At 63.9% G+C, this 16,669-nt stretch carries 14 protein-coding genes; 9 read left to right on the top strand and 5 right to left on the bottom strand.

All coding sequences use genetic code 11. The features are described 5' to 3' along the window. Positions 1-105 precede the first annotated feature (105 nt). The 8 genes from G6N55_RS09610 to G6N55_RS09575 all read left to right on the top strand — a co-directional run bounded on the left by G6N55_RS09610 (position 106) and on the right by G6N55_RS09575 (position 6,414). Entirely contained in the window at positions 106-513 is a 408-nt protein-coding gene (locus G6N55_RS09610) for a four-helix bundle copper-binding protein (RefSeq protein ID WP_085225896.1), read from the top strand. 58 nt (positions 514-571) lie between these two features. Next, a complete protein-coding gene (locus tag G6N55_RS09605) occupies positions 572-1,039 on the top strand; it encodes a DUF5709 domain-containing protein (protein ID WP_085225898.1) in 468 nt (155 codons plus the stop codon). 36 nt (positions 1,040-1,075) lie between these two features. Beyond that, a complete protein-coding gene (locus tag G6N55_RS09600) occupies positions 1,076-2,491 on the top strand; it encodes an NAD(P)H-quinone dehydrogenase (RefSeq protein WP_085225900.1) in 1,416 nt (471 codons plus the stop codon). Positions 2,492-2,930: 439 nt separating this feature from the next. Further along, positions 2,931-4,298: an NAD(P)/FAD-dependent oxidoreductase gene (locus G6N55_RS09595; RefSeq protein ID WP_085225902.1), complete on the top strand. Its 1,368-nt coding sequence runs from the start codon at positions 2,931-2,933 to the stop codon at positions 4,296-4,298. A gap of 19 nt (positions 4,299-4,317) precedes the next feature. Beyond that, on the top strand, positions 4,318-4,533 hold the full coding sequence (locus G6N55_RS09590) for a DUF6510 family protein (protein ID WP_085225904.1): 216 nt from the start codon (positions 4,318-4,320) through the stop codon (positions 4,531-4,533). Then, the gene (locus tag G6N55_RS09585; RefSeq protein ID WP_036472211.1) at positions 4,533-5,183 is read left to right on the top strand and encodes an RraA family protein; all 651 of its coding nucleotides are present in this window, start codon (positions 4,533-4,535) and stop codon (positions 5,181-5,183) included. Before G6N55_RS09590 ends, G6N55_RS09585 begins: the two co-directional genes overlap by 1 nt. A gap of 92 nt (positions 5,184-5,275) precedes the next feature. Beyond that, a complete protein-coding gene (locus G6N55_RS09580) occupies positions 5,276-5,704 on the top strand; it encodes a Rid family hydrolase (protein ID WP_085225906.1) in 429 nt (142 codons plus the stop codon). Positions 5,705-5,922: 218 nt separating this feature from the next. Continuing rightward, a complete protein-coding gene (locus tag G6N55_RS09575; RefSeq protein ID WP_036467629.1) occupies positions 5,923-6,414 on the top strand; it encodes a DUF421 domain-containing protein in 492 nt (163 codons plus the stop codon). A 157-nt stretch (positions 6,415-6,571) separates the two neighbouring features. Here G6N55_RS09575 and G6N55_RS09570 read toward each other — a convergent pair whose 3' ends face one another. The 5 genes from G6N55_RS09570 to G6N55_RS09550 form a co-directional block, all read right to left on the bottom strand. After that, positions 6,572-6,949, bottom strand: a complete 378-nt coding sequence (locus G6N55_RS09570; protein ID WP_232078961.1) for a GNAT family N-acetyltransferase — start codon at positions 6,947-6,949, stop codon at positions 6,572-6,574. A 93-nt stretch (positions 6,950-7,042) separates the two neighbouring features. Continuing rightward, on the bottom strand, positions 7,043-7,570 hold the full coding sequence (locus G6N55_RS09565; protein WP_036467633.1) for a YkgB family protein: 528 nt from the start codon (positions 7,568-7,570) through the stop codon (positions 7,043-7,045). Between the two features lie 271 nt (positions 7,571-7,841). Further along, complete coding sequence (locus G6N55_RS09560) at positions 7,842-10,106, bottom strand: LuxR C-terminal-related transcriptional regulator (RefSeq protein WP_085225908.1); 2,265 nt, start codon at positions 10,104-10,106, stop codon at positions 7,842-7,844. Positions 10,107-10,644: 538 nt separating this feature from the next. Next, a complete protein-coding gene (locus tag G6N55_RS09555; protein WP_085225910.1) occupies positions 10,645-10,857 on the bottom strand; it encodes a hypothetical protein in 213 nt (70 codons plus the stop codon). 464 nt (positions 10,858-11,321) lie between these two features. Beyond that, positions 11,322-14,021, bottom strand: coding sequence for a helix-turn-helix transcriptional regulator (locus tag G6N55_RS09550; protein ID WP_085225912.1), 2,700 nt, complete (start codon positions 14,019-14,021; stop codon positions 11,322-11,324). A 426-nt stretch (positions 14,022-14,447) separates the two neighbouring features. On the opposite strand from G6N55_RS09550, the gene G6N55_RS09545 reads away from it, so the two are divergent. Continuing rightward, positions 14,448-16,211, top strand: coding sequence for a sigma-54-dependent Fis family transcriptional regulator (locus G6N55_RS09545; RefSeq protein WP_085227006.1), 1,764 nt, complete (start codon positions 14,448-14,450; stop codon positions 16,209-16,211). Positions 16,212-16,669: the final 458 nt, after the last annotated feature.

Genomic DNA, 16,669 nt, shown 5'->3' with positions numbered 1-16,669 from the left:
GGCGACGACAGTTCACCCCTGTGGGCGCCATGCTCTCAACATCTACACGCGCCCAGCCGCGTTCTGTGGTGTAAGACAACGATCGCCCTGAACAAGGAGGACACAGTGAGCGCCGCCAGTAGAATGCTGGAGACGTATCCGCGAGATCTAGGCCAGATTGATACAGCCAAGCTGGTCGCATGTATCGACGCGTGTATTGAATGCGACCAAGCCTGCACCGCGTGTGCAGACGCTTGCCTCAGTGAAGACGACGTCAATCACCTAACCAAATGCATTCGTACTTGCCTTGACTGCTCGGATGTCTGCGCGACAACCGGCCGCGTCTTGTCCCGACACACGGGTTACGACGCCAACTTGACTGCGACGGTGCTCCAAACCTGCGCTACCGCCTGTAGGACAAGCGCAGACGAGTGCGACAGGCATGCGGCGAAACACGAGCATTGCCGCGTATGCGCCGACGTATGCCGTCGTTGTGAACGAGCCTGCCGCGGACTTGTTGAGGCGCTCGGTTGAGACAACCGTCGAGGCGGCGCGAGACGTCGCGGCGCGAACAAGACCTTGCCGATGCGGAATGGAGACGGCGCTGATGGGGACTTCCGAATTCGATGATGTGCAGGCCCATCTGCTCGAACCAGAAGAAAGCCTGGACTCAGAACAGACCGGCATCGACTTCGACGAAGGCTACTCACCGCCGGAACGCCCGCGTGAACTGCTGGCGTGGGGTCTGACCGCGAGGGAAGCGCGTACCCATGAAAGTCTGGCCCGTCGACTGGCCCGTGAGGTGCCCGACGTGACCGATCAGTGGGATGGCGACGGAATCGGTGATAGCGCCGACAGCGACGGCGAGCGAATCGACGATCAGGTAGGCGACATGCGCGCGGGCCGGCTGGTCGCCTACGACGTCGACCCTACGGACCCAGGTGCGGATTACCTTGCCCACGACGTCGGCATCGACGGCGGCGCCGCCTCGGCTGAGGAAGCTGCCATGCATATCGTCGTCGACGAAGACATCGGCGCCGGCGAGGGATGGCGTCTCTGATGACCTGTCGTGCGGCCAGTAGGTGAGGTTTGAGCTGTGGTGACCCGCATTGTGATCCTCGGCGGCGGCCCGGCCGGATACGAGGCGGCACTGGTCGCCGCCGCACGCGGTCCCGCCGTCGCCCGCGTCACTGTCGTCGATTCCGACGGGGTCGGCGGCGCCGCGGTGCTGTGTGACTGCGTGCCATCGAAGACCTTTATCGCCTCTACGGGGCTGCGCACCGAACTGCGACGGGCAACCCGCCTGGGGTTCGACATCCACATCGACGACGCCAAAGTCTGTTTGGCAGAAATACATCAGCGGATCAAGACGCTCGCTACCGAGCAATCGATGGATATCACCGCCCAGCTGCTGAGTACGGGCGTCGAGTTGATCGCGGGCCGCGGCGAGCTAGTTGATGCCGCTCCCGGTCTGGCGTATCACCACGTCAAGGTGACCGCACTCGACGGCCGCACCACGATCCGCGAGGCCGACGTGGTGTTGATCGCCACCGGCGCCAGGCCTCGGATCCTGCCGTCGGCGCATCCCGACGGCGAGCGCATCCTGACCTGGCGTCAGCTCTACGACCTGGACTCGCTGCCCGACCACCTCGTCGTGGTGGGTAGCGGGGTGACCGGCACCGAATTCGCCAACGCCTACACCGAATTGGGTGTGACCGTCACCATAGTAGCCAGCCGCGACCGGGTGTTGCCGTGCGAGGACGCCGATGCCGCGCGGGTGCTCGAGGAATCGTTTGCCCGACGCGGCGTCAAACTGATCAAAAAGGCCCGGGCACAATCCGTACGGCGCACCGACGACGGGGTTCTAGTGACAATGACCGACGGCCGCACCGTCGAGGGCAGCCATGCATTGATGACTCTTGGGTCACTGCCCAACACCGGCCGGCTAGGTCTAGAGCGCGTGGGCATTGAACCCGGGCCCGGCAATTACATTGCCGTCGACCGGGTATCGCGGACACCCGTCGCGGGCATTTACGCGGCGGGGGACTGCACTGGTCAGCTGCCGTTGGCCTCGGTTGCAGCGATGCAAGGCCGGATCGCGATGTACCACGCGCTCGGTGAAGCCGTTAACCCGCTCAGGTTGCGCACTGTCGCGGCCACGGTGTTCACACACCCCGAGCTCGCGACGGTCGGCGTCTCGCAGGATGCGATCGACGACGGCTCGGTTCAGGCGCGCATCATCATGCTGCCGTTGAAAACCAATGCGCGGGCGAAAATGTCAGGGCTGAGTCAGGGCTTCGTCAAACTATTTTGCCGGCAAGACAGCGGCGTGGTTATCGGTGGTGTAGTGGTCGCGCCGATCGCCTCGGAACTGATACTGCCGATCGCGATAGCTGTTCAAAACCGGATCACCGTTGACGATTTGGCGCAGACGCTTGCGATCTATCCGTCGCTGTCCGGCTCGATCACCGAGGCGGCCCGCCGACTCATAGCCCGCGATGAACTCAATTGATGCACGAACCGATTAGGCCGACGACGCCTCCGTGGTTCCGGTGGTGGGGATGCCGCATCGCGTCGCCCGACGAGCGATTGCGATCGTCGGAATGCCGGTGATCCTGTGGTGGCTATAGCCGTGGAAGTTGCACCCCCGGATCCAATGAGCCCCTTTGATGCAGCCATCGCCATCGCGGCTTGAGCGTTATCACCCGGGTGAATTGTCTTGAGGGATGATGACGGATGGACCGGGGTCGGGCGATGCTCACTACCGACCAACCTCTGCAACGAACAACATGTTGAGCGCCGTCGCGAAAGGCGTTGCAAACGACACAGATCCGAAGGGACCGGGACCTGCGCGCAGTCCAGGACGCCGTGGCCGCCAAGGAACACTGCGACCTCGTGCGATCGATCCCCGGAACCATGTGGATGCCCGAATCCAATGCAGGAGAAGAGATATGAACGCGTTCCCATCTCACAGTCAACCGGAGAAGACGGAACCGACCACCTCGGTTGTGATCGTCGGCAGCGGGTTCGCCGCTTTCGAGTGCGCGCGCCGACTGGCCCGGCGGTTCGACAGGGCGCGCGCTTGGGATGTGCGGGTGACCATTGTTTCGCCGGTTGACTACATGCAGTACACGCCATTGCTGGCCGATGTGGCCGGTGGACTGGTCGACCCACGGTTTGTCTGTGTTCCGCTGGCCGGAACACTCAAGGGCGTTCGGGCGGTGCGTGGCCGGGTCGACAGCGTTGACTTTGATCGGCATACGCTCTCGTTCACGGATCCGGAGGGCGGGGTAGGGACGCTATCGTGGGATCGGCTCGTCTTGACGCCGGGCTCGGTGACCCGGCTTTTCGATACGCCCGGTTTGGCTACCCACGCGCACGGGCTGAAGTCGACGGCCGAGGCGCTATATCTGCGTGATCATGTGATCGAGCAGTTGGAACTGGCTCACGTCGATGAAAACGAGGCACGCGCGGCAGCCCGGCGCACGATTGTCGTTGTCGGCGCGTCGTATTCCGGTTCCGAATTGGCGGCGCAGCTGCGCGCGCTCGCCGACGCGGCGGCAAAGCAGATGGGCTTCGATCGGGCTTCGGTGCGGTTTGTGCTGCTGGACTTGGCCGACCACGTCATGCCCGAGCTGGGGCAGAAGCTCGGCGATGCGGCGATGCGCGTGTTGCGCGCTCGCGGAATCGATGTCCGGCTCGGCACGACCGTCAGGGAAGTTCACGCCGATCACGTGGTGCTCAGCGATGGTTCGCGCATCGACACTCACACGGTGGCGTGGGTGGCTGGCGTGACCCCGTCACCGCTGATCGCCACGCTGGGCTTGGAAACCGAGCGGGGCCGGCTGAAGGTGCAGACCGATTTGCAGGTACCGGGTCACCCCGAAGTGTTTGCCGCGGGCGACGCCGCCGCCGTTCCGGACCTGACCAAGCCGGGCACGATCGCCCCGCCCACCGCCCAGCACGCCACCCGACAAGGTAAGACGTTGGCCCGCAACGTCGCCGCGAGCCTCGGCTACGGCAAGTGCAAAGACTACCGCCACAGCGACCAGGGTTTGGTCGTCGACTTGGGTCCCCGCTACGCCGTCGCCAACCCGCTGGGCGTGCACCTATCCGGCTATCCCGCAAAGCTTGTCGCCCGCGCCTATCACCTGTACGCGCTGCCACGGCTCGTCAACCGCTGGGCGGTCGCACTCGCATATCTCACCGACCTCTTCTTCCCCCGCGCCGTGCTGTCAATGGGATTCGTTTGCGGTGCCGACGCCGAATTCACGGCCAGTCAATTCGTCCGGCTACCGGAGGCGGCAGGCGCAGAATGACAGTCAACGCGGAGCACCAATGAGTATCGTCAACGAAGGCTTTCGCGGACGCAGCGGCTATAACGCCAACCTTTCGTTGCGCGACCTTCGCGGTGGCTACCACCGTGCGCCAGGCATCGTGGTGCGCTACCCGGTCTGCGAAGATGTCCTGGCCCGGCTGGTGCAAACGTCCACCGATGGGGGGCTCGACTTCCGCGGCGCCCAATCCTGGCGTGCCCCGATCCCGGTCCGCTGATGGAATCCCTCGACGCGCTCGCCGGGCGCGTGCGCACCGCCGACATCGTGGACGCCATGGGGCGCCGTCACCAACATCGGTGTCATCTACTCGACTTGGTCAGCCCGACACCCGGACGCCGGCTTTTCGGCCCTGCCGTGACCATCTCCTACTTCCCGGCATGCCGGGAAGCTCTCCCGCCGGAGCGCTACAACTTCAAGAAACTGTTCTACGACGCCATCGAAGGCGGCTCCGACGGGCGCGTGCTGGTGCTGGCCAGCAACGGCCACACCGATGCGTCACTGGGCGGTGGGGCAAAGCTGTCGCGCGTCCGAAACCACCGGCTCGCCGGCATTCTCGCCGATGGACGGCTGCGCGACTTCGCCGAGCTCGAACTCTACGATCTCGCCGTCTATTGCCGAGGCGAAACAACGCGGTGGGGCGGCGACGTCGTCACGCCCTACGAGGCGAACCGTCCGGTCGTGGTCGCGGGGGTGGCGGTCCGTCCCGGCGATTACGTCTTCGCCGATGCCTCCGGCGCCGCGGTCGTACCCGCCGGCGACGTGCGCGCCGTACTTTGCGCCGCCAACCACGTCGCAGTGGAGGACGCGGCGGCCATTGTCGCCATCAGAGGCGAAACCCCAACCACACCGGGAGGCAATGAGAACTGACGGGCCAACCGCTAGCGCACCCAGTTTTGGCGCACTGGCCGACCGCGCTTCGCGCACAACACATCTAACACGAAATGAGAGGAAACGCTCGCATGACCAAGACCGAATTCTTCGACACCCCCGGATACGGTGAGATCGCCCGTACCCGCAACTCCTACAGGCAAGCCCTACGCATCGGCGATCGCATCGAAATCTCCGGCCAAGGCGGTTGGGACGCGGACTTCACCTTGTCGCCCACATCTTTGCAGGACGAGATCGTCAAGGCGTGCGACAACGTCGAAAAGACTCTCGCCGAAGCGGGCGCTAGCTGGCGCGACGTCGTGAACGTCCACTCCTACCACGTTCCCACGGACGATGATTCCATTGGTGGTGAACACATGTCGGTGATGGTGGATGAGTTCCGCAAGCGATTCGGCGAAAGTCTGCCGCTGTGGACCGCGCTGGGCGTCGAGGCGCTCGCACTGCCCAACCAGCGCGTCGAGATCGAAGTCGTCGCCGTCGTCGAGACCGGCGGCAAGTAGATCCGGTGAGTGAAGCGTCGTCCAGACGCACCGAGGCGCCTCGTGACGACGCGAAGTGGACACCGACATTGCTATCCTGCCGTGCACGTCTTCGGCGAATGGGCTGATTGCCAATGGTTTTGGACGTCTCCACATTGGTTACCTGACCCCAGTACAGCCGACACGCCGACGGCAAAGGCGGCAAGAATCGATGGCTCACTCCTGAAACGGAGGCACCCGTGGATCGAATACTTCATGTCCTGATCGGTAACCCGACCGGGGCCGTCGACGCCGCCGTCAAAACCTCGGCGCTGTTCCTCACGGCCGCAGTCCTGTTTCGCTTCATGGAGCGCCGCACCCTCGCCGAATTCGCTCCATTCGACTGGATCGCTGCGGTCGCCGCCGGAGCCATCGTCGGTCGGGCTGCTACCGCCAGCGACACCTCGTGGCTCAACGCAAGTACGGCGCTCATCTGCCTTCTCGCGGCCCACGCGGTACTAGCGAGATTGCGCTTCATTCCGGGGATTCGGCGTTTCATCGATCCACCGCTGAAGGTGCTGATCCGCAACGGACACGTCGACCGACGCAACCTGCGTCGGTGCGGACTAACCAGTGCCGATCTCGAAGCCGTGCTGCGACAGCACGGACACGAAACCTCCGATCGGATTCACCTCGCGGTCTTCGAAGCCAAAGGCGCGATTTCCGTTCTGGTAATGGATGGGAGCGGGTGATCGGCATGGTCCTGGAGCTCGGTTCGATGGCTGCCGACGTTCGGGATAGTCGAAGTCCGGTCGGCGGTCAGCGTTACAAGCAAGTCGTCGGCCCGCATACCCGACAAACCTCAGGCATGTCCGCCCTTTCGAATTGCGTCGAGTCGGAAGGCCCCGATCAGGTGCTGTCTGGATCCGCCGGCGCAGCGGGCCGCGACACGGGTCGCAGCAATCCCTGATACTGTCCGGCCACCAGGTCTTGGTATTCGGGATGGCGCAGAATGTAGTCACCCGTGATCTTGCACCGCGGAATGACCGTGTGTCCGGCCTGCCGGATCAGCGTGAGCACACCACTGATCATCGCCGAGGAAACGCCCCGCTCACGCCATTGCGTATCGACTTCGGTGGCCATCAACACGATATGGCCGCGGTAGCGCCGGTAGGGCTGCCGACCGATCACCTGGCCGCCTACCGTGGCTTCGAACCGGCACTCTTGAGCGTTGTCGGTGATGATCGTCCGCAGTCCATCGTGGGCACTGCGTTCGATACTGCCCATGGGCCTTGGTGATTCACTCACTATCAAGTGTCCCTTCCATGTCGTAACAGCCGGCCGCCATGCCGCGGCAAAGACGGAACCTACGCAACCTCATCAGCGGGGGCGTGAGTCGATCTTGGCGAGCGTCGCCTGTCTGCGAGTTGCGTCTATCGCGTCCGCCAGCAGCCACAGCGCCAAGCCGAGGAGCGCAATGTCCTTCATCAAGAACTCCCCGTCGGCGGACAACACGGGAAAGCCACCAGCCGACGCCTCGCCGGTGCCGGGTGTCGTGATCATGAAGCTCAGTGTGGTCAGGAAGAATAGGGAGGCGAAGATGCCGCCCACCACGGAAACCTTCGGGAACCACGGCTTGACGGCCAGCAGTGCGGCAGTAATCAATTCTACTGATCCGTTCAATCGACCAAAGGCGTCGATGGACATGATGTGGTAAACCCAACTCAAAAGGGGGCTATTGGCCACCCAGTGCGAAATACCGTGGGATTCATAGGAAGTGAACTTCATGGCGCCGAACCAGGCCAGGACTATGACTAGACCGTACCGTGCGAGCAGAGGCGCGATGCCGGTCGTTAGAGACTTCCCTGGGCCATCAGTCGTCATGGCGGTGGCCTCTTTCTGTGACATGCGGTCTCCTTTTTGTGCATGTGTGTCCTTTCACCGCATCGGCTGCCGAACTCGCACTGCCTTCGATGGCGGCACGGTTGGTCGAGACGGTGATTCAGGCGGTTCGCGATCGCGGACTACTATCTCCGCGCAGGGGGTGAGTTGTCCTCATCCGCGCGCGCAATTCACCTGGGTGAGCTTGCACCTGATCGCGGACTTCCCTGTTTCTACCGGCAGAACTGCGTGGAGCGCAGGCACGTCCAAACACTGACAATATCTGGCGGCAGGCGGATTACAGCAGGCCGAGTTCTCGCGCCCGGCTGACCGCCGCGCTGCGGTGCTCGACGCCGAGTTTGCGGTATACGGCGCGCTGGTGGGTCTTTACAGTATTGAGCGAAACGTATAGCCGCGCACCGATTTCACGTCGCGACAACCTGGTGGGAAGTAAGCGAAGAACCTCAAGCTCCTTGGGAGTCAGCTCCTCGACGACCGCGACATCGTTGCGCGAAGTCACCGTGACGCCCGTACCCCGCTCGGCCGAACCGAACAGCGTCGAGTCGATGCCGGCGTCCGCGCACCCGCGCACCAGGGTGCCGACTTCTTCGAGGATGGCCTCTGCGGTGTCGTGGTCGCCGAGGTGCTCAGCGATCTCCGCCCTGACCAACAGCGTCTTGGCGACCTCGAGAATTGCCCCGCCTTGGCGGGCCGACCTGGCGGCTGTGTCGGCGGCGGCCGCTGCCGCGACCGAATTTCCTTGTATACGAAGGAGTTTGGCCGCAGCAAGGGACACCATCGTGTCCACGAGGTGTTCTGCATCCGCCAGGTCCCGGGAGCTGCCGGAGGCGCGGCGGATGTCACGTTCGGCGGCTGCGGGCTGGCCATGTTCGGCCGAAATCAGCGCCAGATGACCCAACGCGTAGATGCGGGCGCGACGATCGCCCGCCTTTTCTGCGAGTTCCGCGGCCCGCCGGAAAGCGGCTTGTGCCTCGTGGGTGTTGCCCGAGAAGTACAGCGCGGACCCATAAATGCAGTAGGCGCTTGCTCGGCCAGGCGGCGCTTCCCCGAGATCGAGGGTGATCGCCCGGCGACTCTCCTCGAGCGCCGTGGCAACCTTTGCCGTCTTGAACGAGTGAACCGCGCGCAACACGACAACCTGAGCGCCGATGGCATCATCATCGGGCGGGGATCCGGTCTCGACTGCCTCAATCCACTCGGCGGCGTCATCGAGTTGACCCAGGCTTAGGGCGATCCAGGCGCGGGCCACGCTCAGCCGCGGATCCTGTAAAACGGCCTTTTCGGGAAGCAAATCCAGCAAGCCGGAGACCGTCGACACGCCGCCCCCGTTGAATTCGTCGACCCAGTCCGCGGCGATCAAATCGGCACTGCGCGCGATGTCACCGCCGGCGACCAAGTGGCGGACCGCCTCATCGATCAGTCCCTCGGTCTCGAACCAGGCCGCGGCTCGTCGGTGCAGATCCGCGACGAGATCGGGCTCGCCGCGCCGCAGCTCGGTGCGCAGCAGTTCCCGGAACAGCTGGTGATAGCGATACCAATGCCGCGATGTATCCAGGGGCACCACAAACAGGTTTTCGCGTTCGATCTTCTGCAAAACCGAGGCCGAGCCGGACGTTTGCAAGAGCGCGTCGCACAGCTCACCGCTGAGTCGTCCCAAAACCGAGGTACGTAGCAAGAAACTCCGCAGCGGCGGTGGCTGGCCGTCGAGCACCTCGGCCATCAGGTAGTCGACGATATGACGGTTATCGCCCGCGAAGGTTCTGATGAACGCCGAGGCATCGGCACGCCCGGCGAGCGAGAGGGCGGCGAGATAGAGGCCGGCAGCCCACCCTTCGGTGCGTCGGTGCAGAAGCTGAACATCCGCATCAGGCAAGTCCAGCCCGAGGACATCGTTCAGCAGCTGGTCCGACTCAACAGCCCCGAAACGTAAATCGTCGGTTCGGACCTCGACGAGCTCGCCGCTGGCTCTTAGCCGAGCCAACGGCAATATCGGATCCGATCGGGTGGACAACACCAGGTGAAGAGTTTCGGGAATACGGCTGATGAAGAATGCAAGCTGCTCATGGACCGCTCGACTTACCACCAGGTTGTAGTCATCGAGGATGAGCACCATCGGGCTGGCGATCGTGTCCAGATCGTTCAACAGGGTAGGCAGCACGACCTGCACCGGATCGGCGCCCATCGCAAGGAGTTCGACCGCGCGAGACCCCACCCCGGGACTGATCTTCTGCAGCGCGGCTAACACATACATCCAGAACCACACCGGGTCGTTGTCGGAGGAATCAAGCGAAAGCCAACCGAATCGCTGGTCCTCGCTTGCACCCAGGGCCCACTGCGCCAGTAGCGTCGTCTTGCCCCATCCCGCCGGCGCACTCAATAGGGTCAGCTTGCGCAGGCGTCCCGCCGACAGTGCGTCTAGCAGGGCGGCCCGCTGAACGAGCTGGGCCCCGACGGCCGGGACATGCAGCTTGGTGGCGAGCAAAACTGCTCGCGCAGCGCCTTCTCCGCCGCCGCTACCGGTGCGTCCATCTGAGCCGGTCATGTCCGAACTCCAGGAATTCGTTGAACCCAGCGGCTGAGCGAAAACATTCGGCATCGCGCCCTGGGTCGCCGCCGCTGGCTTCTCGGCATCCCAGTTGTTCTCTGCGGAGTCGGGCGGGCTCGTTCTGCGCTGCGATCGGGCCGGACTCCCAATTGCCTTGGGTGAACTGGTGATCGCCGACCCCATTGAATCAGACGCGTTCTCTGCCACTATCTCCGGCGCACGCTGGCGGTGGCCGTTTGGGCTTGCCGATTCGCATCCCGCCAACGGCTCAATGTTTGTTTCGTGAGCCGCGCTCACGCCGTGCCCGCTCACCGTATTTCTCCCCTTTTTGCATCGGTGTATTGGCTCCGGCGACCCATGACACCGCCCAGGGCGGCGAGTAAGCGTCGCAGCATGAGGGCAAAAAGCGTCTGCAGATCGCGCCCCACCCAGTACCGGACATCGGTGGTCCCAGACTGCCGCAAGCCGAATGGAGTCTCGTGGACAGCGCGTTTGGGCCTGTCCCATCCCAACTCGGCAGCAACCGACCGCGATGTCATGCTGCTACCTGGACTTTGACCGACAGATAGTCGGCTATGCCGTATGTTGCAGGCCAGTCACCGTCGCGCACGGCTCGGCTGAGTTCTTCTGCCAATGGACTGCAGGCGCCCAACTCGGCCAGCCATGAGGCCACCGTCGGCGCGATGCGATCTGCTTGGACGCATACGGTACGGCCATGTAGGCGATCGGTCAGCTGATAGACAGTCATTCCCCCATGCCTTTCGCTGGTCACATTTGGTTGTTGCGCCGCATCGGGTGCTTTTGCCGGGATGGGCGGCGTCGGATCTCCTTACAGCCGAGCCGCCTTCGTGATCGACGGCGTGTGCCGTCGCTGCCTCCCCGTCACTCTTCCGATCCGGTCCGGTGTATTAGCTGTCGAGATCCATGACACCGCCGCGGGCGGCAAGTGAGCGTCTCAACATGAGGTGAGTGAGCGTCTCAAACTGAGACACGTTTCCTCCCTTGGCCTCGACGTCGGCGTAGTAGACGATTCGTCGGCCCGTCTCGAGCAAGGATTTCGTTAATGAGCAAAGGATGCGACAGGGTGTTCCGCGTTCGCATCGGCCGATGCCTAGTCGGTGCACCTAGCACATTGACTAGTCATTGGTCGCCGTCCGCCAGACTGGCTGGTCAATGGCGGCGCGCCGGTGCCCACGTGTATCCCTAGGCAGGTCAAGGAAGCTGGCTGCGTGAGGTGATGCCGAGTTTGGTGAAGACTTTGCTCAGGTGATATTGGACCGTTTTGGCACTGATGAAAAGGCGCGCGCCGATTTCGGGGTTGGTCAGTCCCGCTGCGGCGAGCCGCGCGACCTGTTCTTCTTGCGGGGTGAGTTGGGCGCTGGTGGTGGGTGTGCGTGATCGAGCGGTTTCGCCGGTGGCCAGCAGCTCGCGGCGGGCCCGTTCGGCGAAGGCGGCCATGCCCATGGTGTCGAACATGTCGTGGGCGGTGCGTAGTTGTACTCGTGCGTCGGTGCGGCGGCGCTGTCGTCGCAGCCATTCGCCGTAGAGCAGGTGGGTGCGGGCCAGTTCGACGCGCAGGCGGGTGCGGGCAAGGCGCTCAATCGCCTCGCAATACAACGGTTCGGCGTCGGCGGCGAGTAGCGCGCGGGAGCGTGCCTCGATGCCCAGCGCCCAATCGGTGCCACTGGTGCGGGTCATTTCGCAGAGCCGCGCGAGGGCGCCGGCCGCGATGTCCGGCGCACCGTTGCGCGCGGCAGCCTCAACCAGCTCGACCGTTCCCCAAGCCGATACGCCGATGTCAGTAGGGTGTTCGGCGGCGCGCTGCGCGGCGGTCATCGCTTTGTCGTAGTTGGCGAGGCCGTTGTTGAGGACCGCCTCCGCCCACTCGGCAATGGTCAGCCCGACCCCTTCGCCGCGCCGTATGACGTCTTTCGTGATGGCGCCGATCAACATCGATGCCTCGCCTTCGCGGCCGCGAAATGCGGCGAGGCCCAACACGGCGCGGGGAGCGACGACGGTGTCGCCAGTCACCTCGGTGATCGTTTCAGTTTCGTGAATCAGCGATTCGGCAGCGCTCAATTCGCCGACAAACAGCAACATCACCGCACGCGAAATCAACGCGAACGGCAGCTCAGTCAGCGCTCCGGCGGCGCGGGCCAGGTCGATGTGATGCGCCGAGACGATATCCCAGCTCTCGTCATCCCAGACGTGCAATGCGGCGATACCAGCCAGCCAAAGCCAACGCAGCTTGTCGTCGGCAGACTTTTTTCGGCGGGCAGCCTTGACCGCACGGCGCAAAGGCGGCACACCCGCCGCATATCCGCCGGTGAAGTATGCGCCAAAACCATCGAGAAGCAGGTCGGCCAGGCGCGGGGTTGCCGGCTGCGGAGCCGCTTCAGCCGCGCGCGCGATTTCGAGAACGCCGCCACCTACTGCCAACCGGGCGGCGAACATCGCCGCGCCCAGCGCCTCCAGGTAAGTCGCGCGGCAGAGCGCGTCATCGATGGGCTCAAGCCGTTGGGCGGCCTTGAGCAGCAGTGGTGGTGCATCGCTGCCCCGGTTGGTGACGAAGGCCAACTGTGCGCGGATCAGGTCGGCGTGGGCGTGCTGCAAATCGCTGAGCGGCCCGGCGTCGGCCACGGCGAGAAGATGCACCGCCGCGTCGAAGGCACCCGCTCGCACCTTTGCCGACGCTGCGGCCAACGCCCGCGCACTCCGTTGAGCAGGTTCCAGCGTCAGCATGGTCGCGCGTTCGAGGAAAGCGGCCGCCGCTGCGAATCCTCCGCGTGCCTGGGCGCGGTCGGCCGAGCGCTCGAGTTCTTCGGCGACGTCCTCGTCCGGTCCGGCGGTCGCCTCGGCCCGATGCCAGGCGCGGCGGTCGGGTTCGCTATCCGGATCTGTCACATCGGCCAAGGCGCGGTGCACCGTCCGTTTGTCTTGAACGGGCGCAGACTGGTATATGGCCGAACGCACCAGCGGATGTCGGAATCGCACTCGGGTACCGAAGTCGACCAACCCATCCTCGGTAGCGGGTGCGGCGGCGTCGGTGCCAATGTCAAGCTGGCCGGCCGCTCGCCACAATAGGATTGGGTCGCCGGTCGGCTCGGCGGCCGCGATCAGCAGCAGTCGTCTGGTCTCCTCGGGCAAAGCGGCCGTGCGGCGCTGAAAGCTCTCTTCGATGCGACTGGAAAGCCTTAGCGCACTGGGCATCCCGAATCCGCCGGCCAGCTCGTTATCTGCGAGTCCGCGAGGTAGCTCCATGAGTGCAAGCGGATTGCCGCGCGTCTCCGCGACCAGCTGATCACGGACCCGCTCATCCAACGGCGCGGCCCACGCTCGGTCCAGCAGCGCCCGGGCATCTCCGTCGCGTAGTCCGCCGACTTCCAGACTCGGCAACTTGGCCAGTTCTGGCTTGATGACGCGTGTCGCCATGATCAAAGCCACCGGTTCGACGGCCAGTCGTCGGGCCAGAAATCCGAGTATCTGCGCTGAGGCGTTATCGAGCCACTGCAGGTCGTCGATCAAGCAGACCAAAGGCCGGTCCTCAGCGGCATCGGAAAACAGGCTCAGCACGGCGAGCCCGATCACCAGCCGGTCGGGAGCGGGGCCCGCGCTCATCCCGAATGCGATGTTCAGTGCATCCCGCTGCGGTGCCGGGATGTGGTCGAGGCGATCCAGCAGCGGTGCGCACAGCTGGTGTAGCGCAGCAAAGGCGAGTTCCATCTCGGATTCGACGCCGGCGGCGCGGACCACTCGGCAGCCCCCGGCCTGCTGTGCCACATAGTCCGTCAACGCCGACTTGCCGACGCCCGGATCACCGTGGAGGACAAGTACCCGGCTTTGGCCCGACCCGGCGTCGTGCAGCACTGAGTCGAGCAGGGTGCGCTCGGCGAATCGGTCGATCAGCTCCATTTCACCCAAATAGTCGCACTAGTCGCCGCCGCTGACGAATGCGCGCTCTTCGCTGAGCCGGGCCGCGCCAAAGCCCGCGACGTGCGTCTGCGCTGCGGCGACGCTAGCGAAATGCCGTCTGCAGCTGGCTGCGTCAGCTGACGCCAAGCTTGGTAAAAACTTTGCTCAGGTGATACTGGCCAATCAGGTCCATGGCACGCAGATGGTCGCATCTTTCTCCGCAACGGAGTTGTGGAAGATCCCCAGATGCCGCTGCCTGCGTACCCGTCATGTCGTCCGGTCCGGTGATTAACTGACGTGACACATGACACCGCCGCGGACGTATACTGAACACCTCATTCTGAGCAGGCTTGCGCGTTTCAACCAAAGGACGCCGGTATTCGGGGGCGGGCTGCACCGCGCGGTCGGAGCGAGGTGCATGCGTCGATGAGTTTGCGGGCCGACGTCGAAACCGACGTTCGGCGGGTGCGGGAACGGTTTCTGTGCGAGGGGTCCTTGGCGGCGGATGCCTTGCCCTCCGGCGTGCTGGACTCCTGGCGTCGGTCCCAGGCGATGCGGGTTCACCCCGACCGGCTCGATTTGCCCTTTGTTCGGCAGCCGGATACCGGCTCGCGACTAGTTCACGCCGCAGAGCCTGTGCTACGGGGGATCACGCAGGACGTGACCACCGAGGCAATGTCGGTCATCCTCACCTCGGCCGACGGCGTAGTGATCGAACGCTCAGCTTCCGAAGGGGCCTTCATGGAGGCACTGGATTCGGTGAGCCTTGCCCCCGGCTACAGCTACGCCGAGGAATTCGCCGGTACGAACGGGATCGGCACGGCGCTCGAGATCGGGCGCCCCGTGTTCATTCGTGGAGGCGAGCATTTCGTTGGGCCGCTGGTCGAGCTTGCCTGCGCTGGTGCGCCAATCCGTGACCCGATAACCCAGAAGATCGTCGGAATCGTTGATCTCACCTGCTGGGCCAGCCGCTCGAATCCGGTCTTGTTGCCGTTGGTCAAGAGCCTGGGCAGCCAGATCGAGGACCGGCTGCAAGAGTCGGCCCACGCGAGTGAGATCGCTCTTCTGCGGGCGTATCGCGACCAGGCGCGACGATTCCCGCTCGGTGTGCTGGCGATCGGTGGCGACGTGTTGCTGATGAACCGGTTCCTGCGCCAGACACTCGACATCAATGACCAAATCGCTCTGCTCGAACACGCCTCGGATCTGCTTCACACCACGGCCACGCGACAGCCGCTGGCGGTGCTGCCGAGTGGAACTACGGCCAACATCTCTGTCGTCGACCATGCGGAGGTCCGTGGCAGGACAAACGTCGTTTTCCATGTGCACCTGCCGACCGAAGCGACAGCTTCCCGTGTCGGGATTCGCCAATCGGTCGCGTCGCACGTTCCTGGCCTCGTTGGGCGCAGCAGCGCATGGCGACGCAGCTGTGAGCAGGTCGAGCGATGTTGTCGAGACCGAGATTGGGTACTGCTCGAGGGCGAGAGGGGATCGGGACGAGCCAAGTTGGCTCAAGCCGTCGCACAGTACGTCCATCCGACAAAGACGGTGCGGGTAATCCGGGCTGAAACAATATCGACGCCAGCGCTTTTCGTCGCCGAGATCGTGACGCAAACCGATGGCGACGACTTTGCCGCGGTGATTTCCGACGTGGATTGCATCGACGAGGGAACGCTGGCAGCGGTCGTTCCGGTGCTGCAATCGCGTGCGAGTCGCGGATGGATCGCAGCGACGATGAGTTCGTCGGCGCCTTCACCGAAGGTTGAGCTGCTGCTGCCACTGTTTACCCACACCGTGGCCGTGCCCGCGCTGCGACACCGGATTGAGGACATCGAAGTACTGGTGCCGTTCCTGTTGCGCGAGCTGACCTCCGGCGCTGATGTGCGCCTTGGAGCCGATGCGATGCGTCAACTCAGTAAGCTTCCCTGGCCGGGCAACGTGGCACAGTTGCGGCGGGTTGTCGCGGAAACCGTTGCGCGACAACGTTCAGGCGTTATCGGTGCCGACAAGCTGCCGCCGGAGTGTCGATCGCTTGCGAAGCGCAAGCTCACCCAGCTGGAGGCGCTTGAGCGAGACGCCATCGTCCGCAGCTTGGAGGACAACGCCAACAACAAGCTGCAGGCGGCGATAGCCTTGGGGATGTCGCGGGCGACGATCTATCGCAAGATGCGGGATTACGGAATCGCCTGATCTGCCAAGCGGTTTGGTGACGGGCGCCCAGAGTCTTGACTACGCTATGGCATAGCACCGCTATGTTTGTATGTCCAAAAGCATTGGCTGACGATCATTCTCGCGAACCGTCGCGCAAGTCTCTGAGGCAGCGCGATGAACCGCTGACCGCTTCCGATTCGCAGCATGCCCGCCGTCTCGACAAATCGGGCGCCACGTGTGAACTCGGCCCACCGCGGGTGCCATTGCGGGCAGCCCATCTGCAGGCACCTCTTTGTCGAAAGGGCGATCGCTTTCAAGGAAGCGCGTGAACATTTGCGGCTTCGTTTCCTAGCGGCCCCGGTTTCCGGGCGTTTCTTCCTCTAATCGCCGTTGCCGAAACAATAAATGGAGTCCTCCCTCGCTGGTCGTGCGCCAAATCGCCCGGGTGAATCAGTTCGCCGGGTGATGACCGCTCATCCCACATCGCTTGATGCTCG

It is taken from the genome of Mycobacterium florentinum, from assembly GCF_010730355.1.
Classification (GTDB): Bacteria; Actinomycetota; Actinomycetes; order Mycobacteriales; family Mycobacteriaceae; genus Mycobacterium; species Mycobacterium florentinum.
The sequence above is the reverse complement of the archived record's forward strand: the minus strand, read 5'-3'. Positions and strand labels throughout refer to the sequence as shown.